Below are 14,285 nucleotides of genomic sequence, written 5' to 3' on the forward strand. Positions count from 1 at the left end.
GTTCTGATTTTATAAAGGTAAGGGATGGTTATGTTGGGAAAAATTCTTCTGATTGGGGTGAGTGCGGCATTACTCAGCGGGTGCTCGGTCGCAACGTACAGCAATAAGTTGGAGGACTATCAGGGAACGGATCGTGTTGGTATGACGTTTGATAACCGTAACCTCGACTATATTCGCGTTTATCCGAATACTGATAGATGCATTAATATTGATGCGCCAGAAAATGGCTACACCAATAATGCGATTGGGTTCCAAACTAAACTCAATAATAAAGAGCTCGGCTTCCCTGAAATTCCCGAAACACCAACAATGATTCGTGAGTTTTGGGTCAGTGCGAAAAACAATATCGCGGTTAGAATGATTGCAGGCAATGGCGGATTCAGAACCGTGACGTTTAAGCCCGTGGTCGGGAATTACTACTATATCACTGGCGAATTTGCCGGGCCTTATTCGGCACGACGCCTTGAGGTTTATGAAGTCTTCAAGACTGAAAAAGGCTACTACGACCGCCGACTTGTCAAAGATTTGATGCTGAAAAACTGCGGCCAATTCACGTCCAGAATGCAGAAATTTTAATTATTAGGTTTCGGCCAGATACGCCAACTTATCTGGCCGCTCCTACCGTGGTTACGTCAGCTGTTTTCCTGAGAACGTACCGGCATACCAGGCATCCATCACCGATAGCAGATTTTTCACTTCATCGATGGTCAGGCCGTAGAAATCCGCATTTTCACCGGGCTTAACGACGAGCAGAGGAATATCGGCACGGGTGTGTAGATAATCGAACTGATATTGCACTTCTCTGTTGTCGTACAGACTGCCGCCAACGTTTCCGGCTTTGCGTAGCTGGGTAATCTGTTTATCTTTTGCGGCTGGATCTTCCGTCCAAATCAGGAAATCACGCAGCGGCTGCGTCTGCCGTGCAAAATCATCGCGGGTAAAGCCGAAATAGGCATATTCGGTTCTTACCACTAATGCAATTTTGCTCTTATCGTCGGATATTCTGACGTTAAAAGATCGCTTATTCACCGTACAGTCGCGGAATTTAGGTTTGTAATCGCAGGCGGAAAGGTTGTTGGTTTCATACACTTCATAAAGACGCATCGTGGCGTATTTATCGAAGGTAGTGATCGCCTGGCAGCCTGTTAAGGCAAGAAGCATGAAGGGGAGGACGAGATAACGCATGGCGGTTGTTTTTCCCTGTTTTCACTGGTGTGCTAACAGCATTCGATCACGCTGATATAATCTGAGCAATACTTAATAATATTGCCATCGTTCGTTATCAATGCCAGACCTTCTATTTTCGCCTGAGAGACTAACATTCGGTCAAACGGGTCTTGGTGCATTTCGGGTAAGTCAGCGAGGTTATAGGCGTGAGTTGCATGCATCGGAAGCTCAAGATAATCTGCTGATAATAAACCTTTTGTTATAGCCTCAGCATCAATACTAAAACTGGGTTTGTTTAGAGCAGTTTTGATTGCTATTTCTTGTATGCTGACCGAAGAGAAGTAAAAACGGTTATTATCATCGGAAAGAATGGCAATTGCCTCGCTGCTAAGTTTTTCCGGTTCTCCTGCTAGCCAAATTAACGCGTGCGTATCTAACAAGTAGCTAGTAGAGCGCCGCTTTGGGGCATCGTCCTTGTTGATTGTCATCATTATTTTCCATTAAACATGTCGATAATTTCTTCTTTATTCAAATCATTAAAATTCTCTGGGGCTGAAACTTGGCCCTTCATGAAACCAATACGTGGCGTTTTCTCGGTCACGGTAAGAGGGACGATCTTAGCGACGGGTTTACCGTTGCGGGCGATAACATAGGACTCTCCCGTTTCTGATACATGATTGATGATTTTGGAGAAATTGGTCTTTGCCTCGTAGAGATTGATTTTTTGCACGTGTCCTCCGAAGATTTGGTCAGAATCTTAAAAAAAGTTGGTCTATATGAATCTAGTCTACTGGTCATTTAAGAGTTGGTCAATCTATGACCGATTAAAGTGTGGGTAGATATTTTGTGTCGCTTTCATCGACCGATAAAATAGGACTGTATTCCCATTTTTGGCGCCATTATAGGAATACAGTCCCATGTTGCTTGATTTTTGCTCTTCGCTACATTGATTACCTGATAATGTGGGACTATATTCCCATTAATGGGTTAATACTGGGAATATAGTCCTACTTTGGTGTGAGGTTGATGATGGCCAAGCGAGATATGTACAGGGTGCTGTTTCCAAAGCAACGAAAGATCCTGACCACGTTTGGTGAGGATTTACTGCTTGCTGTCAAACGTCGTGGATTCACTAAAAAAATGATCTGCGATCGCACGGGATTTGATAACAAAACCGTCAATAAAGTCTTCTCTGGCGATCCGGGCGTGGCGATTGGGACTTATCTAAAGGTGATGGCCGTACTGGGTATGGAAGATAACTTTGCCAAACTTGCGGCTCACGATGAAGTCGGCATGAAGTTACAGAACATCAAGCTGTTGGAGGGCACAAAATGAGCCGCTCCATCGTTGAGGTTTATGCATCCTGGATGCCTATTGATACCCCTCTGTTAGTGGGGCATTTGACGTTTGCAGAAAGCAGCCGTGGCGGTGTGTTTAGCTTTGCTTACGACAAACATTTTTTGGCATCCAACTATCGTTTGCAGATCGACCCCTTATTGGCATTGCACCGTGGGGAGCTTTATAACGACTCGGCAGATAAAAATTTCCGTGCCTTTCTGGATTCATCTCCCGATCGTTGGGGGCGCATTTTGATGCAGCGACGCGCGGCAATTGAATGCCGTAAAGGCATACGAGCGAGCGCGAAACTGACGGAGTTGGATTATCTTCTTGGAGTTCACGATACCTATCGAATGGGCGGTATTCGTTTTAAGACGGCGGCGTCGCAAGATTTTTTAGACAATAACACCGAGTTTTCCGCTCCACCGATGACATCGTTACGTGAGTTGGAACAGGCAGCGATGAACATTGAACGGGATGACAACATCGACAGCGATGATTATTACCGTTGGCTCAAGATGCTGATATCTCCAGGATCCTCACTGGGGGGAGCAAGACCCAAAGCGTGTGTGACCGATTCAGAGGGGCATCTATGGATTGCCAAATTTCCCAATCAGAACGACACATTTGATGTGGGTGCTTGGGAAATGGTGTGTTATCAGCTCGCGTTGGCTGCGGGTGTCGATATGTATCCGAGTGAAATACGCAAATTTTCGGCTGAACACCACACTTTCCTGACTAAGCGCTTTGACCGCGTAGGTGATAAACGGATTCATTTCTCATCGGCGATGACGCAACTGCAATATTATGACGGTGAGCAATCTGACGGCGCTAGCTATCTGGAGATAGCAGAGTTTTTAAGTAATAGTGGTGCGCAAACCAAAGCCGATCTTGCCCAGCTATGGCGCAGAATTGTGTTTAATATTGCGGTGTCCAATACAGACGATCACCTCAGAAATCATGGTTTTTTGCTCGCCGATAAAGGCTGGAAGTTATCTCCGGCATACGATTTAAACCCGATAGTGGGTAAACATGGCTTGCATCTCAACATCACCGATACCGCTAACGAACTCGACTATACACTGGCCTTCGAGGTGATCGATTTCTTCCGCTTAAGCCGCGAGGACGCCACTTGCATCTATGATGATGTCATGGGTGCAGTAAAAGGGTGGCAAACTGTCGCAAGCCGTCTGGGTATCAGCCGCAACGAGCAACTTACCAAACAAGAGGCGTTTAATGTGTAGCGCTGGTCGGTTTATTGGCGTGTTTCTATAAGGACAGAATAGCGGTAGTGTCTCTATATTGAGTAGAGATAAGGACAAAATTCAAGTTAATAAGGACATTTTATAAAAAATTTGTCCTTATTAGGCTCTGATAGGGACAGTTTTAGGCTAGATTTGCCGTGTGAACAGATGAAATATGTTCGCTGAGTATGACCAATACCGGAATCAAATGCGCGCAGGTGTTGAGGTAAGAGCTAATTTGTTGAAGGTGCTCTGTGACGGTTTCTGTGACCAGCGATTTGCTCAGGTACTGTAAACCGTGGCATAGCCCTTCAACCGACTCTGCGGCGATTGCGCTGAGATCGTCACGTTGAGCACGACTAAGGTGATCAATGGGTAGCGAAGCAATTAGGTCTTGGAAAATAGTAATGGAACTCTCTGTTACGGCAGCATTTGTAATGGTCATTGGCGATCCTCCTTGAAAGTTAGTGTCACCAATTGTCGATGCTTTTTACGGGTTCAGATACTACGAGTTTCGTAGCCATTGACTTGGTAGTCATAGAAATTAAAAACGCTCTGAAAACAGGGTGTTTTGGCAGTTAGTGGAGCAGGCTGGAAGTTATTCGATGTTTGAATCTTAATATCGAATTATCAGTTTTATTATTAATAATGGTGGAAGAACAGAACGAATTTATGTTCATGATAAAAAGGAACATGACGCAAACAGGCTGATAAAACCCTCAATAATCGCCAAGAAAAACGGCTGTCGATTATACTAGAATTTGTTTTAAAGGGTATCCTTTAAACGATAACTTGTGTGATTTTTTCAATTAAAAAATCACACAAAAATAAAGGGTGTTGTATTTTAAACTCTCACCTGAGAGCGTATTATATCTATGCAATAGATACTACGGATCTGTACCGTAGAGTGGGATTTTTTTTGTATGGAGGCATGATGTCCAATCTTATTTATCTTAGCATTACCGGGGAAAAGCAGGGACTGATATCAGCAGGGTGTTCATCGCTGGATTCTATTGGAAACAAGTATCAATCCGCACATGAGAATGAAATTTTTGTTTATGAGTTGGTGAATAACATTAGTCGGGAAGAAAATATTTCTCTTCTTCCTGTAGAAATCAGAAAACCAATTGATAAAGCTACACCATTGTTCGCTCAGGCAATAAATGATAAGGAAAAACTGGAGTGCGTTTTTTCTTTCTATAGAACGGCTCAGTCTGGTGGAAATGAACTTTATTTTAAGATGAAGCTTCGGGATGCGCTTATCAGCAACATCCGTTTTTTCTATCCTAACTCGCTGACACATAATGAGGTTCAGCCACAGGAAAGCGTATCATTCAAATTTGCTTCTATTGAATGGGAGCATGTTATTGCGAGAACTAGCGCATACATGCTTTGGCAGAATGTAGCTTACTGATAATATTAAAGGCCGATTTACTTTCGGCCTGATTTTTTTGAAAAGAATTTTACGTCAACATAAACAATAATGACAATCGAAAGAATAGTCAGTTTTCCCCAATGCTCAGGGATGAATTCGTAGAATAAAACACCTAAACCAATTATTAACGCCATCGTGGTATAGGTGTTAATAAATTCTTTAACTGCATAAGAAAGTATTTTCTTTAAACTCATTTTTTTAGAATTCCGTTTATTGCTTCTGTTATATCGATTTTGTCATAGGGATTTCTTGGCACATAGGGGGATAGGCGTTCTTCAAATACGAAATACAACATCTCAACCTGCATAGCATAGAGAGACCAGTATAGCTCTGGGCATACATCATGTAGGTGTCGTGCAGACATCGCGGCCTTCTGAACCTTGCCATGAAAAGTGAGAGCACTTAATCACTATCAGTGAATATTTATTAATCGATCGGCGAATTGACAGTGAAAAATTTAACGAAGATGCAATATGTTTTGCAAGCAGATAAGCAACTGACATTTTTATTGCTCTGTTTGTCGTCATATCTGATGCTATTGATACACCTAATATAGCTTTAGCTATTAATTTTTGCTCTCTTTCTTCGGTGTCTTTTAATAGAAGTTTTATATACTCAACTAAAATGTCAATAATTACATCTCTTCTTTTGTATATTTGCTTTATAGCAAGATACATTCTTCCATTTTCGGATTTTAATTGCTGGCAATCGTCATTGTATTTCTCTATAAGACAAGATGAATACCATGTTGCCCTTTCTATTCCGCTATATAAGTCAGAGGTAATGCTTGCGGTGTTTTCTTTAAACTTATGTACAATGCTATCTAAGTGAGTGGCGAGAACTCTTTCTGATTCCATTTTGTATTTTAAATATTCTGATAACTGCATGTTACGTCCCTTTTATTAGGCTGGTTCTCTCCCTTTATGCAGGCAGTTTACCCGAATAACTGGCAATATTTCAATGTTATTGCGAGAACAAACGCATACATGCTTTGGCAGAATGTAGCTTACTGATAATATTAAAGGCCTATTTACTTTCGGCCTGATTTTTTTGAACCATATTTAATATTAATAAATATGATTATGGCAATTGAAAGCAACATCAGTTTCATCCAATGCTCTGGAATAAACGAGACATAAAAAAACCATAATGCAATGGTTATAATAACTAAAACTTCAGTGATTATGAAATTTTTTATCATATATACTAGCATCTTTTTTAAACTCATTACCTTATTATCCCATTAGTTAAGTTTATTATTTCTTCTTCACTTTTTGAATTGGTTGGAATATATGGTAATAGGATTGGTTCTATTAAAAAGTATAACATTTCTAATTTTTGTGCATAAAATAAAGCATATAGTGCGGGGTTAATATCCCGTAAATGGCGGGCTGACATGGCCGCTTTCTGAACTTTGCCATAAAATGCTGTTACTGTTATAGCCCAATAAGATGTTTGATTAATTGTTTTGCGTAAGGATGCATTGAAATTAAGAGTAGTGCTAATAAATTTAGCTAATGCATATGATATTGATTCTTTTATCACCCTGTTTGTGGAGAATTCAGATGTTACACCTAAAATTGCTTTGGCTATTGTTTTTTGTTTATTTTCATCAAAGTCTTTCATTAAATTATCGGTATAAATTTTCACCATATCCAGAATAACATCATCTCTTTTAAATACTTTTTTTATTGCACTAACCATTCTGGAATCTTCATACTGTAATTCTTGACAGACATCGTTATATTTCTCAAATAAGCATGATGAATACCAGCTTGTCCTTTCCATACCACTATATAGATCTGTTGTTAAGCTTATTGAGTTGCTCTTTAATTTCTTTGTGATGTCACCTAAATGGGTTGCGAGAACTTTATCAGACTCCATTTTGTATTTTAAATATTCTGATAACTGCATGTTACGTCCCTTTTGTTAGGCTGGTTCTCTCCCTTTATGCAGGCAGTTTACCCGAATAAGCGGAAATATTTCAATGCTTTTGCTTGTCTGATAATTTGCATCCTACTAATTATAGAATGAAAACATTGTTTTTTTAGAAAATACGATAATATATCCTTATATAAATAAAAATGAGTAGTTATAGATTGTGATGAAAAAGGCGGTGATTATGTGTGCCCCCGAAAATTCGTGGTTTTCTATGGATGTGAATGTTCATTATTGGAATTTGAAATGCATAAAAAGCCCATGTTACATGGGCTTGTGTAGGTCAATGATGTTGAATGGAAATCACTCGATATTCTGAATTTGTTCCCGCATTTGCTCGATCAGCACTTTCAACTCGATTGCTGAAGCGGTTACGTCGGCGTTGATGGATTTCGAGGCCAGCGTGTTCGATTCGCGGTTGAATTCCTGCATCATGAAGTCGAGGCGGCGGCCGACGGCTTCTTCTTTTTTCAGGATTTTGTAGGTTTCTTTGACGTGAGCATCGAGGCGGTCGAGTTCTTCGGCGACGTCGACGCGCTGCGCCATCAGCACCAGTTCCTGTTCCAGACGGTTATTTTCCAGCTGTACCTGCGCATCTTCCAGCTTGCTTTGCAGGCGCTCGCGCTGCCATAGCAGGACGTTCGGCATCTGGGCACGGACTTTGGTCACTTCGGCGCTAACACCAGCCAGACGCTGTTCGATCATCGCTTTCAGCGCGTTACCTTCGCTTTCTCGGGCGAGGATGAAGTCATCCAGCGCGCCTTCCAGTGCTTTCAGCAGTTCGGTGCTGATGGTGTCCAGATCCTGCTCTTCTGCCGACATCACGCCCGGCCAGCGCAGAATATCAACCGGGTTGATTTCGCCCTCGTCGCTCTGCATTTTGACCCAGTTGGCGGCATTAACCAGCTGTTTCGCCAGCTTTTCGTTCAGGATCAGCGAACTTTGCGCACTGGGATCGAGTTCAAAACGCAAGTTGCATTCGATTTTTCCACGGGTCAAACGGGCGCGGATGCGTTCGCGGGCCACAGGTTCGAGGCTGCGGAATTGTTCCGGTAAACGAAGATAGGTTTCCAGATAGCGCTGGTTAACGGAACGCAGTTCCCAGGCTGCGCTTCCCCAGTTGCCCTTGATTTCTCGGCGGGCGTAAGCGGTCATGCTGCGAATCATTGGTGCATACCTGTAAAGCAAATGATGGGAAGGATTATAGCGTTGAGTCCTGCGCAGGGGATAGGAAAAACCGTCCGTGGCGTGGCGTCTGTCGCGAATCAGGCGGCGTAAAGCAGAGTCTCGTGCTGTCTGGCGATGTCACGACAGCGGTTCTTCATCATCTGTTTCAGTTGCAGCGTCGCCTGCGATTGTGGGTTGTCGCGGCGGCTGATCAGCGTGACTTCAAAAGGCAGCGGCTGATCGATAGGGACGATTTTGAGCTGGTCCGCATAGCGGCAGGCGGTGAAAAGATCGACGATGCCCGCGCCGCCGCCCGCCAGAACCATGTCGGCAATCACTGAGTAGGTTTTGATGTAGAGCGAAGCCGCTGGCTGTAGCGCTTTGTCGCGCAGCGCACGGTGTACCACCTGACCGAGCGGATCCTGATGCTGCATCATCAGCAGGTTATTGTTGCACAACCATTCCAGCGACACCGGGCCATTTATTGGGCTATTTTTCGGCAATAGCGCAACCATAGTAGACTGGAACAACGGTTCCGCCAGCAGTTCAGACGGCACCTGCTGACCAAAAATCAGCGCGAAATCGAGCTGGTTTTGCAGGATGTTCTGGCACAGCGTGCTGAAGTGTTCGGTTACCAGTTCGACGTTAACCGATGCAGCCTGCTTATGAAACTCCACCAGCGTTGGTGCGACGATCATCTGCCCGAACGCGTGTGCCGCGCCCAGCCGCACTGAGTGTGCTTTGCTGGTTTTGATTTGTTCGGTGAGGGAACTGATGCTTTGCAGATGGCTGAAAAGCTCCTGCACTTTCGGTATTAGGCGCAGCCCCTCTTCGGTGGCGATCATTCCCTGTGTACGACGTTCAAACAGGGAAAAACCGAGCTGTTGTTCTGCATGGTTAAGTACGCGGCTGACGTTGGGTTGTGAGACGTTGAGCAACCGAGCAGCACCGCTGATAGTGCCTGCCTGAACAATGGCCTGGAAGATTTCAATATGGCGTAATCGCATGAGTGCAGGCTCCGGCTGACGTTTTCTGATGAACGTCGTATGAGTAATAACCAAAGGGTCTGCAATTATTACGCCAGATTATAAGGCCGCGATGAATGGTCGATAGATAAGCGATGAAAACACTTTGTGCACTATTTTGATGCCCGATATCGGTGCGATCGCACCGATATCGGGCAATTTGGTTTCTACCGACTTGTGCGACAGTTTAACGATAGATATCGGCGACGGGTTCTTTCCCCACGTAGCCATAGCCGCGGTACATGCCTTCGCTGTTGAACGGCAGGGCGATGTTGCCTTCTTTGTCGACGGCAATCATCCCGCCGCTGCCATCCATTTGCAGTAATTTTTCCATCACTACGCGGTCGCTGGCCTGTTGTAAAGTCAGTCCTGCGTATTCCATAAGCGCCGAGACATCATAAGCGGCGACGGCGCGCATAAAGACTTCGCCGGTGCCGGTGCAGGAAACCGCGACCGTCTGGTTATTGGCGTAACAGCCTGCACCGATGATTGGGCTATCGCCCACGCGCCCAGCCTGTTTGTTGGTCATGCCGCCCGTCGAGGTTGCCGCTGCGAGATTTCCTGCACTGTCGAGTGCGACTGCGCCGACGGTGCCGAATTTACGGTCGGGATCGATAGGGTCGTTCTGTCCGTCATGATCGAGGATGACGCGACCTGAACCCGCCTGCGCGTTGTGCAACTGCTGACGGCGTTCGTCGGTGGAGAAAAATGCAGGCTCAACCCTTTCCAGCCCATGCTGCTGGGCAAACGCTTCTGCGCCATCGGCGGTAAACATCACATGCTGGCTGGCTTCGAGTACAGTGCGCGCTGCCAGAATCGGGTTACGGATGTGGCTGACGCAACTGACCGCGCCGGCATCTAACGTCCGTCCATCCATGATGCTGGCGTCCAGTTCGTGGGTTTCCGCGTGGGTGAACACCGAGCCGTGTCCAGCATTGAACAACGGGCACTCTTCCAGCAGGCGGACGGCTTCCGTCACGGCATCCAGCGCGCTGCCGTTTTCAGCCAGAATGCGTTGTCCACTGGCAACAATCTCGGACAGCGCTGCCAGATAACGTTGCTCTTTTTCAGCACTCATAGCCGAGCGGGTCAGCGCACCTGCGCCACCGTGGATCACAATCACGGGTTTCGTCATGCGATAAATTCTCTTTTCAATCGGTTTACGCCCCGGAATAAGGGGCGGAGAGACCGGAATCAGTTTTGCGTTGTCGCCAGATAGGAAAATGCACCCAGCAGGCTGGTGATTTCCCGCATGCTTTGCGCCGTATAACCTACGGTTATGGCATCCAAACGTTCAATGTTCGGCAGCAGACAGAATAGATCGGCGAGTACCGGTTTTGCCACCATCAGCTCAAGACGGTAGGGAGCCTGAATCCGCGAATTCAACGAACGGTGTGCTTTTTCCACCGCCGCCTTTGCCGCGTCGCGAATCACCTGGCGAGCCTGTTCGGTGCTGAGGGATTCTGCTGCGTGCTGTGAGATAGCGCGTTTAACGCAGGCGTAATCGGTATCGGGATAGTAACGGGCAATCCAGTTCTGGAGCGTGTCGTCGCCGCTGACCAGCCAGAGCGGCGTCTTCTGTTCAACGCCTGCGGCGGCGTAGATGTCGCTCTCTCCCATGATTTCACCGTTGATGCGCACGCGGTAGAACGCCCGGCCGTTGATGGTGTGCGACAGCACGCCAAACTCGCCCGCGGCGCTGTGGTAGCCGATGAACATCATGCCGTCGAACTGCTGCTGTTCCAGCCCTTCGACCATCGAATAGCCGCGCGGTTTACCTTGTACCAGTCGGGCGCGGGCGTCGATGTTCTCCGCACGTAGGTTAACCATTGCCGCATGGCTGTCGGCGACCACCACTTCTGTTGCGCCACCTGCGAACGCGCCGTCGATGGCGGCATTCACTTCCTGTTCCATCAGGCCGCGTGCCAGCTGATATTCAGCGGTGCCGGGGCTGCACTGTTCCGGGCGCATCACGCCTGCGATCCCTTCAATATCAGCAGAGATAAAAATTTTCATAATCAGTTTCCTACGGGAGAATGACCTACAGAAGAGAAAGTCGCGGCTAGCTTATCCAACGCCTGTGGTAGCGTCGGGCGATGATGGCCGCGAAAACCGGTGACGGCGTCTGCCTGAAGCATGGCGTCGAGCACGGCGTGTTCGGTCGCATCGGCGGCGGCGCTTAACAGCGGTTCAAGCTGCGCATCCTCCGGCGGTTGCGGTTGTGGGCAGGTGGAGAACGCCACGGCGATGTCGCCGGAACCGTGTCCCCAGTAGCTGCCGAGTCGTCCCAGTCCCGCACCCGCACGTTTGGCGATGCGCTTGAGCTGGCGGGCATCGAGCGGTGCATCTGTCGCCATGATAATGATGATCGATCCCGCATCCTGCTGCGGTGCGAGCTCTGGCAGAATGGGTGCGATGGCGTCTCCCATCTGTACGCCGTCCAGCGTCAGCGCGGAAAGTGTGCCGAAGTTTGCCAGCACCAGTACGCCGAGCGTGGCGTTTAATTCGGGAATCAGACGTGATGTTGTGCCGATACCGCCTTTCAGACTAAAGCAACTCATGCCACGTCCAGCACCGACGCTGCCGCGTGCGAAGTTATCCGTTGCGCTATCCAGTGCGTGCCGCGCCATGTGTTCCGTCACAGCCAGCGCCTGAATGTCGTTCAGCCAGCCGTCGTTGCACTCCAGCGCCAGCGGGTTAACTGTCGGCAACGTGCGGCCCAGTTCAGGATTGCGGGAAATCGTGTCGCGTACCAGCGTGGTAAACAACGTGCCGGTTGCCAGCGTGTTGCTGAGCAGGATAGGTGTTTGCAGCAGCCCCAACTCCTCAATCTGCACCAGTCCGACGGGTTTGGCGAAGCCGTTCAGCACCGCCGCGCCGCAGGGCAGGGGCTGGGTGAACAGGTTCTCGCCGGGCGGCACAATCGCGGTCACGCCGGTTTGTACTTCCCCCGCTGCCAGCGTGCAGTGGCCGACTCGCACGCCTGCCACATCGCTGATGCTGTTATGCGGCCCGCTGGCCGAGCGCGGCGTACCCAGTTGCCGCGTCGTTTTCCAGCGTTGTAGCACCAGCGCTTGCTGCTGCTGGTGATAGTCTTTCATCTGGTGATCGCGGTGCATTGCCGTCCTCAGCTTTTCAGTTTGGGATCGAGCGTATCACGCAGCGCATCCCCGAGCAGGTTAAACGCCAGCACGGTGAAGAAAATCGCCAGACCGGGGAACACGCTAACGTGCCACGCGCCCGCCATCATCAGGCTGCGGCTCATCGCCAGAATATTGCCCCATTCCGGCACGTCCGGCTCTGGACCAAGACCGATGAAGCTCAGCCCTGCCGCAGTCAGGATGCTGGTGCCGATACGCATGGTGAAATAGACGATCACGTTAGGCAGCGTGCCGGGCAGGATGTGGCGCATCAGTACGATGCGATCCGGTGCACCGGCGCAGCGTACTGCTTCTACATAGGCCGCCTGTTTCAGCGACAGGGTGGAGGCACGCACGATGCGAGCGAAGACCGGCACGCTGAAAACTGCCACGGCGATAATCACGTTATTCAGGCCAGGACCGAGGATCGCGACGACCGCAATTGCCAGCAGCATACCGGGGAAGGCGAACAGCACGTCGGAACCGCGCATGATCAGCGTATCCACCCAGCGGCCGTAGTACCCCGCCAGCAGGCCGAGTACGATACCGACCAGCATTCCCAGCGTGACGGAGAAAACACCGATATATAACGAGATGCGAGCGCCGTAGATGATACGACTCATCACATCGCGCCCGAGATCGTCGGTGCCCATCCAGTGTGCTGACGAAGGCGGTGATGCTAACGCCATCCAGTCGGGTTCCATCGGGTTCCACGGTGCTAGCCAAGGGGCGAAAACCGCGACCAGCACTAGCAGCAGAACGAAGCCGCTGGAAACCAGCGCCATCGGGTTACGGATAAAGACCTGAACGAAATCGCGCCACGGCGACCGTATCGTTTCTTCATCAAGCGTGGCAACGGCCACGACGGGATCGGAAGGGAGGTTCATCGTGTCTCCTAACGTAGGCGAATCGCCGGATTGACCACCGCGTACAGCAGGTCCACCAACAGGTTAATGACAATAAATTCAAACACGAACAGCATCACCAGCGCCTGCATGACCGGCTGATCCTGCGTCTTGATCGATTCAATCAGCAGCCAGCCCAGTCCCGGCCAGCTAAACACGCTTTCGACCACGATGGAGCCACCAAGCAGGAAGCCGAATTGCAGCCCGAGCATGGTGATAACCGGGATCAGCGCGTTCCGCATCACGTGCTTCCAGGTGACCAGCCGATTGCGCAGCCCCTTGGAGCGAGCGGTGCGCACGTAGTCTTCTTGTGCGACTTCCAGAAACGCGGAGCGGGTAAAACGTGCCATGACGGCGGCTACCGATGCCCCGAGCGTCAGCGCAGGCAGAATAATGTCGCTGGGCTGATTAAAGCCGCTGACGGAGAAGACGCCGAACGGCATGGCGACAAACTGAATCAGCAACAGGCCGAGCCAGAACGGCGGCATGGAAATCCCGCCGACTGCGAAGCTCATTAGCGTCCAGTCCTGCCATTTTCCCCGCTTGAGCGCGGAAACCACGCCGATCAGCAGGCCGAGCAGGACTGACCAGACAAAGCCCGCCAGCGCCAGCCACATGGTGGGCATGAAACTCTTGCTGATGACGTCGATGACTGGCTGCTGGGTACGATACGTTACACCCAGATCGCCGCTGAACAGGCCGCCGAGCCAATGGACATATTGCTGCGGCAGCGGATCGTTCAACCCTAATTGCTGACGGGCGGTTTCCACCGCCTCAATAGTCGCGTCAGCACCAGCGTAAATGCGTGCCGGATCACCCGGCAGCAGTTTGATAAAACCGAACACTAACAGGGAGACCACCAGCAGAACCGGGATCATTTCCAGCAAACGTCGGACGATATAAGCAAACATGGCGTTCTCCCTGAC

At 48.9% G+C, this 14,285-nt stretch carries 18 protein-coding genes; 4 read left to right on the forward strand and 14 right to left on the reverse strand.

The annotated features are described in order from the left end of the window. Positions 1-30 precede the first annotated feature (30 nt). On the forward strand, positions 31-576 hold the full coding sequence (locus GZ59_RS00625) for a hypothetical protein (protein ID WP_181023458.1): 546 nt from the start codon (positions 31-33) through the stop codon (positions 574-576). 51 nt (positions 577-627) lie between these two features. On the opposite strand, the gene GZ59_RS00630 is transcribed toward GZ59_RS00625, so the two are convergent. Genes GZ59_RS00630 through GZ59_RS00640 form a run of 3 tightly spaced genes read right to left on the reverse strand, consistent with a single transcriptional unit; the run spans position 628 to position 1,897 of the window. Further along, complete coding sequence (locus GZ59_RS00630) at positions 628-1,185, reverse strand: hypothetical protein (RefSeq protein ID WP_039289399.1); 558 nt, start codon at positions 1,183-1,185, stop codon at positions 628-630. Between the two features lie 32 nt (positions 1,186-1,217). Further along, positions 1,218-1,658, reverse strand: coding sequence for a type II toxin-antitoxin system VapC family toxin (locus GZ59_RS00635; protein ID WP_199559459.1), 441 nt, complete (start codon positions 1,656-1,658; stop codon positions 1,218-1,220). Continuing rightward, positions 1,658-1,897, reverse strand: coding sequence for a type II toxin-antitoxin system Phd/YefM family antitoxin (locus GZ59_RS00640; protein WP_039289402.1), 240 nt, complete (start codon positions 1,895-1,897; stop codon positions 1,658-1,660). Before GZ59_RS00640 ends, GZ59_RS00635 begins: the two co-directional genes overlap by 1 nt. A 296-nt stretch (positions 1,898-2,193) precedes the next feature. On the opposite strand from GZ59_RS00640, the gene GZ59_RS00645 reads away from it, so the two are divergent. Both GZ59_RS00645 and GZ59_RS00650 read left to right on the forward strand, forming a co-directional pair. Continuing rightward, positions 2,194-2,502, forward strand: coding sequence for a hypothetical protein (locus GZ59_RS00645; RefSeq protein WP_039289403.1), 309 nt, complete (start codon positions 2,194-2,196; stop codon positions 2,500-2,502). Continuing rightward, positions 2,499-3,749, forward strand: coding sequence for a type II toxin-antitoxin system HipA family toxin (locus GZ59_RS00650; protein WP_039289406.1), 1,251 nt, complete (start codon positions 2,499-2,501; stop codon positions 3,747-3,749). Before GZ59_RS00645 ends, GZ59_RS00650 begins: the two co-directional genes overlap by 4 nt. Before the next feature lie 142 nt (positions 3,750-3,891). Here the strand turns inward: GZ59_RS00650 and GZ59_RS00655 are convergent, their stop codons facing one another. Further along, on the reverse strand, positions 3,892-4,194 hold the full coding sequence (locus GZ59_RS00655; RefSeq protein ID WP_039289408.1) for a hypothetical protein: 303 nt from the start codon (positions 4,192-4,194) through the stop codon (positions 3,892-3,894). 489 nt (positions 4,195-4,683) lie between these two features. Between GZ59_RS00655 and GZ59_RS00660 the strand changes: the two genes are divergently transcribed. After that, the gene (locus GZ59_RS00660) at positions 4,684-5,163 is read left to right on the forward strand and encodes an Hcp family type VI secretion system effector (protein WP_039289410.1); all 480 of its coding nucleotides are present in this window, start codon (positions 4,684-4,686) and stop codon (positions 5,161-5,163) included. Between the two features lie 17 nt (positions 5,164-5,180). On the opposite strand, the gene GZ59_RS00665 is transcribed toward GZ59_RS00660, so the two are convergent. The 10 genes from GZ59_RS00665 to GZ59_RS00715 all read right to left on the reverse strand — a co-directional run bounded on the left by GZ59_RS00665 (position 5,181) and on the right by GZ59_RS00715 (position 14,270). Continuing rightward, positions 5,181-5,378, reverse strand: coding sequence for a hypothetical protein (locus GZ59_RS00665; RefSeq protein ID WP_039289411.1), 198 nt, complete (start codon positions 5,376-5,378; stop codon positions 5,181-5,183). Between the two features lie 147 nt (positions 5,379-5,525). Then, entirely contained in the window at positions 5,526-6,071 is a 546-nt protein-coding gene (locus tag GZ59_RS00670) for a hypothetical protein (RefSeq protein ID WP_235213962.1), read from the reverse strand. 340 nt (positions 6,072-6,411) lie between these two features. After that, complete coding sequence (locus GZ59_RS00680; RefSeq protein WP_039289415.1) at positions 6,412-7,098, reverse strand: hypothetical protein; 687 nt, start codon at positions 7,096-7,098, stop codon at positions 6,412-6,414. A gap of 327 nt (positions 7,099-7,425) precedes the next feature. Continuing rightward, positions 7,426-8,289: a YicC/YloC family endoribonuclease gene (locus GZ59_RS00685; RefSeq protein WP_039289416.1), complete on the reverse strand. Its 864-nt coding sequence runs from the start codon at positions 8,287-8,289 to the stop codon at positions 7,426-7,428. A 98-nt stretch (positions 8,290-8,387) separates the two neighbouring features. Continuing rightward, the gene (locus tag GZ59_RS00690) at positions 8,388-9,296 is read right to left on the reverse strand and encodes a LysR family transcriptional regulator (RefSeq protein WP_039289418.1); all 909 of its coding nucleotides are present in this window, start codon (positions 9,294-9,296) and stop codon (positions 8,388-8,390) included. 205 nt (positions 9,297-9,501) lie between these two features. After that, complete coding sequence (locus GZ59_RS00695) at positions 9,502-10,449, reverse strand: isoaspartyl peptidase/L-asparaginase family protein (RefSeq protein ID WP_039289420.1); 948 nt, start codon at positions 10,447-10,449, stop codon at positions 9,502-9,504. Between the two features lie 59 nt (positions 10,450-10,508). Next, positions 10,509-11,330, reverse strand: a complete 822-nt coding sequence (locus tag GZ59_RS00700; RefSeq protein WP_039289422.1) for a M55 family metallopeptidase — start codon at positions 11,328-11,330, stop codon at positions 10,509-10,511. Positions 11,331-11,332: 2 nt separating this feature from the next. After that, positions 11,333-12,433: a DmpA family aminopeptidase gene (locus tag GZ59_RS00705; RefSeq protein ID WP_373365835.1), complete on the reverse strand. Its 1,101-nt coding sequence runs from the start codon at positions 12,431-12,433 to the stop codon at positions 11,333-11,335. Between the two features lie 8 nt (positions 12,434-12,441). Continuing rightward, positions 12,442-13,341 carry an ABC transporter permease subunit gene (locus tag GZ59_RS00710; protein WP_039289424.1) on the reverse strand — a complete coding sequence of 300 codons (900 nt, stop codon included), beginning with the start codon at positions 13,339-13,341 and terminating at the stop codon, positions 12,442-12,444. An 8-nt stretch (positions 13,342-13,349) separates the two neighbouring features. Beyond that, the gene (locus GZ59_RS00715; RefSeq protein ID WP_039289426.1) at positions 13,350-14,270 is read right to left on the reverse strand and encodes an ABC transporter permease; all 921 of its coding nucleotides are present in this window, start codon (positions 14,268-14,270) and stop codon (positions 13,350-13,352) included. Positions 14,271-14,285: the final 15 nt, after the last annotated feature.

The sequence above is a fragment of the Pectobacterium atrosepticum genome (assembly GCF_000740965.1).
Classification (GTDB): domain Bacteria; phylum Pseudomonadota; class Gammaproteobacteria; order Enterobacterales; family Enterobacteriaceae; genus Pectobacterium; species Pectobacterium atrosepticum.

Coding starts and splice junctions, on each gene's coding strand:
- GZ59_RS00665 (WP_039289411.1), bottom strand. CDS start 5,378: ATGAGTTTAAAGAAAATACTTTCTTATGCAGTTAAAGAATTTATTAAC.
- GZ59_RS00705 (WP_373365835.1), bottom strand. CDS start 12,433: ATGCACCGCGATCACCAGATGAAAGACTATCACCAGCAGCAGCAAGCG.
- GZ59_RS00650 (WP_039289406.1), top strand. CDS start 2,499: ATGAGCCGCTCCATCGTTGAGGTTTATGCATCCTGGATGCCTATTGAT.
- GZ59_RS00625 (WP_181023458.1), top strand. CDS start 31: ATGTTGGGAAAAATTCTTCTGATTGGGGTGAGTGCGGCATTACTCAGC.
- GZ59_RS00690 (WP_039289418.1), bottom strand. CDS start 9,296: ATGCGATTACGCCATATTGAAATCTTCCAGGCCATTGTTCAGGCAGGC.
- GZ59_RS00710 (WP_039289424.1), bottom strand. CDS start 13,341: ATGAACCTCCCTTCCGATCCCGTCGTGGCCGTTGCCACGCTTGATGAA.
- GZ59_RS00655 (WP_039289408.1), bottom strand. CDS start 4,194: ATGACCATTACAAATGCTGCCGTAACAGAGAGTTCCATTACTATTTTC.
- GZ59_RS00635 (WP_199559459.1), bottom strand. CDS start 1,658: ATGATGACAATCAACAAGGACGATGCCCCAAAGCGGCGCTCTACTAGC.
- GZ59_RS00630 (WP_039289399.1), bottom strand. CDS start 1,185: ATGCGTTATCTCGTCCTCCCCTTCATGCTTCTTGCCTTAACAGGCTGC.
- GZ59_RS00700 (WP_039289422.1), bottom strand. CDS start 11,330: ATGAAAATTTTTATCTCTGCTGATATTGAAGGGATCGCAGGCGTGATG.
- GZ59_RS00660 (WP_039289410.1), top strand. CDS start 4,684: ATGTCCAATCTTATTTATCTTAGCATTACCGGGGAAAAGCAGGGACTG.
- GZ59_RS00685 (WP_039289416.1), bottom strand. CDS start 8,289: ATGATTCGCAGCATGACCGCTTACGCCCGCCGAGAAATCAAGGGCAAC.
- GZ59_RS00715 (WP_039289426.1), bottom strand. CDS start 14,270: ATGTTTGCTTATATCGTCCGACGTTTGCTGGAAATGATCCCGGTTCTG.
- GZ59_RS00680 (WP_039289415.1), bottom strand. CDS start 7,098: ATGCAGTTATCAGAATATTTAAAATACAAAATGGAGTCTGATAAAGTT.
- GZ59_RS00695 (WP_039289420.1), bottom strand. CDS start 10,449: ATGACGAAACCCGTGATTGTGATCCACGGTGGCGCAGGTGCGCTGACC.
- GZ59_RS00670 (WP_235213962.1), bottom strand. CDS start 6,071: ATGCAGTTATCAGAATATTTAAAATACAAAATGGAATCAGAAAGAGTT.
- GZ59_RS00645 (WP_039289403.1), top strand. CDS start 2,194: ATGATGGCCAAGCGAGATATGTACAGGGTGCTGTTTCCAAAGCAACGA.